This window comes from Leisingera sp. SA215 (assembly GCF_055902035.1).
The window spans coordinates 143859-150773 of sequence record NZ_JBVVXU010000011.1 but is presented as its reverse complement, the minus strand read 5'-3'; the positions used below and the strand labels follow the sequence as shown (position 1 = coordinate 150773).

Sequence of the window (6915 nt, the reverse complement as noted above, 5' to 3'; positions counted from 1 at the left end):
ATGGGCGTTTTGGTGGTGTAGAGCTTGGCATGCGCCACCTTGCAATAGGTGTCGACGTAGGTCTGCTGATAGATCCGCCCGACGCCTTTGAGGGTGCCTACATAGAACGTGTCCTGTGACCCGAGATAGCCTGGGTGAGCGGTCTCGATCTCGCCGCAGGCTTCATCGTCCAGCTTCTTCTTTTCCAGCGCCTGCACCTGCGCTTCGGTCAGGATGGTGCCTTCTTCGGCGACCTTGGCCTCCAGTGCCTTGAGCCGGGTTTTGAAATTCGCCAGATCGTGCCGCAGCCAGATCGACCGGACACCCGAGGGCGAGACAAACACACCCAGTTTGCGCAGCTCGTTTGAGGTGCGGGCCTGGCCATAGGCCGGGAAATCAGTGGCGGATTTGATGACCGCTTGTTCCGTGACTTCGTCCACCCGGTTCGCCAGATTGGGCTTGCGCCGGGTGCGCTCGAACAGCGCCTCCACGCCGCCGTCTTCAACCGCCGCCTTATAGCGATAGAATGTGTCCCGGCTGTAGCCCATGACCTGGCAGGCTTTCGACACATTACCCAATTCCTCGGCCAGGTTCAGCAGACCGGTTTTGTGTTTGATGATCTTGTCGGTAGTATTCAACATCGTGGTTTCCTCGTTTTGTGGTTGGGTTTGCACCACCATCAAAACGGGCAACCATCATCTCCTTCAAGAGATGCGCCGCCCCCGTTTCAGCTTGCTGAGAAGGGGGCGGTGTCAGATCACATCGAGACTAATTCACTTCAAAGTGTCGCGCGGGACCGTGCGCAAATGGATGGCCGAGGATGGCCTCTGGCTGTCCCGCAAACAGCGCCGGACCTTCCACCAGCCGCGGCTGCGCCGGGAATGCTTTGGCGAGCTGATCCAGATCGGCGGCTCGGACCATCACTGGTTCGAAGACCGCGGCCCGCGCTGCACTCTGCTGGTGTTCATCGATGATGCGACCAGCACGCCGATGGAACTTCGTTACGTTACATCCGAAAGCACGTTCAGCTACTTTGAGGCATTGGAGTACTATCTGCTCAAACACGGCCGCCCGGTGGCCTTCTATTCGGACAAGCACACCGTGTTCCGAGAGCCCAACCAGGCGGCGAAGTCCGGCTATGGGATGACCCGGTTCGGCCGGGCACTGAATGAGTTGAATGTCGAGATCCTCTGCGCCAACTCAAGCCAGGCGAAGGGCCGCGTGGAACGCGCCAACCGCACGTTGCAGGACCGGCTGCGGGATATCCTGTGCTTCCGCGATGAGCGTTATGTCAGCCGTCAGCCGGCGTTCTCCTACGACCGGCAGCGGATCATCCTCGAAGAGAACGAAGTGACCCGCGGGCTGCCGGGCAAATACGTTGACAGCTTCGAATTCGCGGACGGGCGGCTGGAGTTCCGCTGGAAAGGGATCCAGCTCCCCTACTCGGCTTTCGACAAGGACCAGCGCGTCACCCATGCTGCCATTACGGAGAACAAGCGCCTCAGCGGCGTGCTGGAATTCATCAAGGCCGAACAGGACAAGGCCCCGCCAAAGAAGCGCCGCACCGGAAAACAGCGTACACGGCTATCAGCCGTCAGGAAGGCGCAACGACGGCTGGAATACACTGGCAGAAAGTAAGGCCAAGGCAACCCGCGCAGCCAGCCAGGGCTCCGATATTTGATGTCTGCGCCCTGTCAGGCTGGGTTGTGTCGCAAATATATCCGCAGGCTGAACGCAAGTGTTTTGCTGGGCACAGTTATCCTGCCAGCGCCGGAACTGCTGAAAGGCGGTGCCGCCGTTGCCGACGAGCTGACCCTTTCGGATCATATGCGCGGTCTCGATCCCGTCGAGGGTCGCCGGCGCAGCAGCGAAGGATTTGAACCCCTGCATCGGCCGGGTCAGCTTCTTGATGAAGCGGTGGTCCTGCTCAACGATGTTGTTGAGGTATTTGACCTGCAGAACCTCGATCAGCCAGAACCAGCCACTCAGGATCAGCAGGATGTTCATGTTCTCCAGTCCGGCCAGGTTGGCGCCGCTCTTGTCGATCACCACCTTGTACCGCCAGCCGTTGCTCTGGATCGTTCGGGTGAAGAACGCGGTTGCCGCATGCCTCGTCGCGGCGATCCGAGAGCATGAAATCAAGGGTATTTCTCTCCTTGTCCACCGCTCGGTACAGGTAAGTCCACCGGCCTTTCACCTTGACGCAGGTTTCATCCATTCGCCATGATCTGCCGGTTGCCGACTTCCGCTTCTGCGCCTCGGATGCGATGAGCGGGGCGTATTTCACCACCCAGAGGTTCAAGGTAGCGTGGTCAATATGCACCCCAAGCTGGGCCAGGATTTCTTCGAGATCGCGGTAGGAGACGGCGTACCGGACATAGAAATACACCGCGTAGAGGATGACATGCTTCGGATAATGGCTGCCCTTGAAGCTGATCACCCGGTCCTCCGACATTCTGCTACCGTGCCGCAGCGGGCATAGCGAAAAGGTCGACACGGCGAAAGTCAGACAGAAAGTTTGCGACACAACCGTTTCGCTTGGGGGGCAGCACATTCGTTTTTAGTGTTTGGTGACTTTTCCGGCTGCGACAAGAAAGCAACCGTCTGGACCAACTCAAAATTGAACGCCCCAGCTATGCTACGCTTGATGCGCTTGCCGTACTCTGGGCCTCCGGGCTGTTTCTGTTGGAGGCATAGGGCACCAAAGCCAGCATCAAATCACGCATTTCGATACTACCTGCGACGTGTCCCTCCCGGAGGACTCTTACCGAGACATCCGCGCGCCCGCCTGTTGTTTTGATGACAGTTTCCAGAGTGTCCTGCCAGTCGACTTCTCCGACAACGGTTCCCGCCGGAGCCCCCGCAACGGCGATTGTTCCGGCCCGCAGAACACGCGCGCGGTTGATGTCACCAACAAAGGCTTCGATATAAGGATCGCCCGGGTTCATCACAATCTGTTGCGGAGAGCCTTGCTGTACAACAGCGCCGTCCTTGAGGATCACCAGATGATCGGCAAGCTTCAGCGCCTCATCCAGGTCGTGCGTAATGAAGATGATCGTTTTGTGCAGTTCAGTTTGAAGTTCAAGAAGCAGGTCCTGCATGTCTGTTCGGATCAGCGGATCAAGCGCCGAGAATGCTTCGTCCAGCAGCATGATGTCGGTATCTGCGGTCAACGCCCGAGCGATGCCCACACGCTGCTGCATCCCGCCGGAAAGCTGATTGGGATAGCGATTTTCGAACCCGGACAAGCCAACACGATCAAGCCATTTGCGCGCTTCCGCCTCTCTTTTTTCCTGCTCGACCCCCTGGATGCGCAGAGCGGTTGCCGCATTTTCCAGCACAGTCTTGTGTGGCAGTAGGGCGAATTTCTGGAACACCATGGACATGGACGTCCGCCGTATGCCGCGGAGGCTAACCGGGTTCAGATCCGTGACATCCTGCCCATCCAACAGGATTTCTCCAGCGGTGGGCTCGATCAAGCGGTTCAGGTGCCGGATTAGAGTGGATTTCCCAGATCCTGACAGCCCCATGATGACGGAGATTTCCCCGGCCTGCATGTCAATGCTGATGTCCCGCAGCCCCAGCACATGCTGGTGCTGTTCCAGGAGCTCCGGTTTACCAAGGCCCTGATCCCGCACCAAGGGCAGAACGGCTTTCGGGTTGGAACCAAAGATCTTGTACAAGTTCCGGATCTGAATTTTGGGTGTCGTCATTTGTGTCAATCCGTCTTGTGCGTTGGGTCAATGCGTTGCAGGGCTGCTTTGGAGCAGCGGTCCAGCACCACGGCCAGCAAAACAATACCAAAGCCGGCGACCAGTCCAACGCCCAGTTCCAGGTTGCGTATTCCCCGAAGGACAAGCACGCCGAGACCGGGTGCAGATACCAGTGACGCAATCACCACCATTGCAAGGCTCATCATGATCGTCTGGTTCACCCCGGCCATGATATTGGGCAGGGCAAGTGGCAGTTGGACACCATACAGTTTTTGCCGATCTGTCATTCCGAAGGCGTCGGCGGCCTCGATCACATCCTTGTCGACCAGCCGGATGCCCAGATCGGTCAGCCGGATCACGGGCACAATCGCGTAGAGGATGATCGCGATGCCATACAGTTTTGGCTCGGTAACGGAAAACAGAAAGATCAGCGGGATCAGGTAGACGAAACTCGGCAGGGTCTGAAGCATGTCGAGGATGGGCAGCATAAGCTGCTGCATCCGGTCGGACCGGGACATCATGATGCCAATCGGCACACCCAACAAAACACTGAACCCGGTGCAGACAAATATGATCGACAGCGTCTGCAAGGCGACATCAAGATGGTCGATCACGCCAAAGAACAGGAATACAGCCGCGACAAATACCGTGATGCTAAGTGCGCGCGTGGCCAGCCAAGTCGCCAAGACCAGAAGCGGGATCAGAATCCACCAGGGTGTTGCCATGAAGGTAAAAAGCGCCCCTTCCAGTATCCACGACAGCGGCTGGGTCAGCGGGTCAAGGATGAACTTGAGGTTGTCCTTGATGGAAAGGAAACCTTGCTCGACGCTGATCGTCATGTCCCGGGTTTGGGGAAAAGCGTTGCAAGCCTCGTGAAGGGCGTCCAACGAAGGAAACGGCAGTGTCCCGGAACTCTCCGCATTGCCTTCATTGGTCTGGGCTAGCAATTGGGCCATGCTCATCGGCGAATCCGCCGCATCGGAATCGCACCAGTCACGCAATCCCAACCGGTCAAACAATTTCTCGTAGCTCGTCACGCTTTGGCCCCTTAACTGATCTTCATATGAGCGTGCCCCGGGGCACTGGTTGCCGGAACGCGCTCGTTCGTTGCTTTAATTCAGGATCGTGGACAGCTTTGCGCGGGCGTCGTCGTTCAGCCAGTCGCTCCACTGATCTTTGTTGTTTGTCAGGAAGTACACAGCGCCTTCCTCGGCAGAGGCATTGTTGTCTTCCATCCAGGCGAGCACCCCGTTCATCTGGTCGTTGGTGAAAGAAATGTTCGACATCAATTCGGCGATCGCGGGTTCACGCTGCTGGAAATCGGTCGTCGCAGCCGTTTTGACCGCAGCACGCGGATAGGCCGAGACACCGGGTTCCGCGCAGTCCTTGGAACTGTTGCAGGTATGCTGTTCAGCATCATGCGCGCCGACATCGACCAGAACCATCGGATATTTTCCCAGAATAGCGGTCGGAGCCCAGTAGAAGCCGAACCAGGGTTTCTGGTCCGCATAGGCCGAGGCGATGGCGGTTGCCAGCGTTTCGCCCGATCCATGGTTGAAGACCTCGATCCCCTTGCTTTCCATATCAATGGAACGGTTCATGTTGTCATTGACAGTTCGACACCCCCAGCCATCGGGGCAATTGTCAAACCGGCGGCCAACAAGGCCGGGGTTGGCCAAAATACCGTCCAGGGTGGCCGCTTCGGGATGCGCATCGACCACATATTGCGGCACCCACCAACCTTCGATACCGCCATCTGACAGCACGTCGGCCAGTTCGACCAGCTTACCGTCGGCAACCAGATCGGCATAGGCTGGGGCAGTATTGACCCAAAGTTCGGTCAGAATATCAGGGGTGCCGGTCTCGGCAACTGATGTCAAAGCTGTCGGTGTCGAGGATGGGACGGTCGTGACGTCACACCCATACCCCTGTTCCATCAAGAATTTGGCCACTGAAGTCACGACATTGGCTGAAGCCCAGTCCATTTGCGTGATGGTCACGTCACCGCAACTTTCGGCCCAAGCAGGTGCAGCAAGGCCCATGGCAAATGCGGATGTCAAAAGCAGTCTTTTCATTTCTACCTTCCAAGTTTTGGCTTGGCACCGCCAGAAGCCCAATCTGCATGATTTGCAAAGCTCCCACAGCTTCCTGATACGGAGGACAACTATTCGATTGATAGGATGATATCTGATCAATAGTATCATAATTTAAAAGTTATCCGATGCGGATCCTAAGAAAGAAAGATCACATGCCCCGTCAACCAGCCCCCAAGGATCTTAGTCTCAAATGGCTGGAGATTTTTCAGATATGTGCACAGAAAGGGTCGCTTCAGGCGGCATCCGAAGAAACCGGTCTGACCATCAGTACCGTGTCACATCACCTGCGCAATCTGGAAGATCATCTTGGGGTCGAGTTGTTCAACCACTCCCGCAGGCCCATGGTATTGACCCCCAAGGGACAGGTTTTTCTACGCAATATAGATGACGCTCTTTATGCAATCCGCAAAGCCAAGGCCGAGGCCTCGGCTGGAAGTATTGCAGACGCAAGTTATCTGAGGATCGGTACGATTGAGGACTTCGACAGCGATATCATACCGGAACTGGCGGTCTTTCTATCGGGAAACATGCCGTCCTGCGACTTCATGTATCAAACGGATTCCAGCCACGCGATCATCGAACTGCTGCGCAACCGTCATCTTGATCTAGGGATCACGACCACCCCGGATGAAAGGTTGCGCGACCTGCAGGACCGCCCGTTGCTGCGCGACCCTTTTGTTGTGGTGCTGCCCCGGTTCAGCGAACAGTCATTGGCGGATATTGTCGAAGGCCGCACCAAACTTCCGTTCTTGCGGTTTTCAAGTAACCTGATCATAGCAAGACAAATAGAATCCCAAATGCGGCGCATAGGACTTAGAGCGCCCTCCAACTTTGAATGCAGCAACAACCAAACGCTGATGGCGATGGTTGCGGCAGGCTCCGGGTGGACCATCACCACCCCCTTGCTGTTCTCCCGGGCCAAGCGGTTTCAACCGAAACTTGCTATACACCGGTTCCCGGGCAAGAGCTTTTCTCGCACGCTGGCCATTGTCGCCACCCCCGATTGTTCAAGGTCCGTGATGGAACTGATAGACAGCAAAATGCGGGCGTTAATCCGGGACCATGTCATCTCAACGCAGCATCAGCAAACGCCATGGCTTGCTGACAGCTTTAAACTAGTGGACTGA

Annotated in this window: 5 protein-coding genes and 2 pseudogenes; 2 read left to right on the top strand and 5 right to left on the bottom strand. The window is 56.7% G+C overall.

The window, feature by feature from the left end:
• Positions 1-620: helix-turn-helix domain-containing protein (locus AC0KW6_RS13785; protein WP_474035008.1), on the bottom strand; the 620-nt coding region annotated here is incomplete at its 3' end.
• A gap of 139 nt (positions 621-759) precedes the next feature.
• Between AC0KW6_RS13785 and AC0KW6_RS13780 the strand changes: the two are divergent.
• Positions 760-1660: pseudogene (locus AC0KW6_RS13780) on the top strand (ISNCY family transposase); the annotation flags it as partial.
• Between the two features lie 92 nt (positions 1661-1752).
• Here AC0KW6_RS13780 and AC0KW6_RS13775 read toward each other — a convergent pair.
• From AC0KW6_RS13775 to AC0KW6_RS13760, 4 genes and pseudogenes are all read right to left on the bottom strand, one after another.
• Positions 1753-2419 (bottom strand): annotated as a pseudogene (locus AC0KW6_RS13775) (IS6 family transposase); the annotation flags it as partial.
• Between the two features lie 193 nt (positions 2420-2612).
• Positions 2613-3692, bottom strand: coding sequence for a quaternary amine ABC transporter ATP-binding protein (locus AC0KW6_RS13770; RefSeq protein ID WP_323775773.1), 1080 nt, complete (start codon positions 3690-3692; stop codon positions 2613-2615).
• A gap of 5 nt (positions 3693-3697) precedes the next feature.
• Entirely contained in the window at positions 3698-4729 is a 1032-nt protein-coding gene (locus tag AC0KW6_RS13765; RefSeq protein ID WP_474035167.1) for an ABC transporter permease, read from the bottom strand.
• A 75-nt stretch (positions 4730-4804) separates the two neighbouring features.
• Positions 4805-5767 carry an ABC transporter substrate-binding protein gene (locus AC0KW6_RS13760; RefSeq protein ID WP_323775771.1) on the bottom strand — a complete coding sequence of 321 codons (963 nt, stop codon included), beginning with the start codon at positions 5765-5767 and terminating at the stop codon, positions 4805-4807.
• A 173-nt stretch (positions 5768-5940) separates the two neighbouring features.
• Here AC0KW6_RS13760 and AC0KW6_RS13755 point away from each other — a divergent pair, with 173 nt between their 5' ends.
• Positions 5941-6915, top strand: coding sequence for a LysR family transcriptional regulator (locus tag AC0KW6_RS13755; RefSeq protein WP_323775770.1), 975 nt, complete (start codon positions 5941-5943; stop codon positions 6913-6915).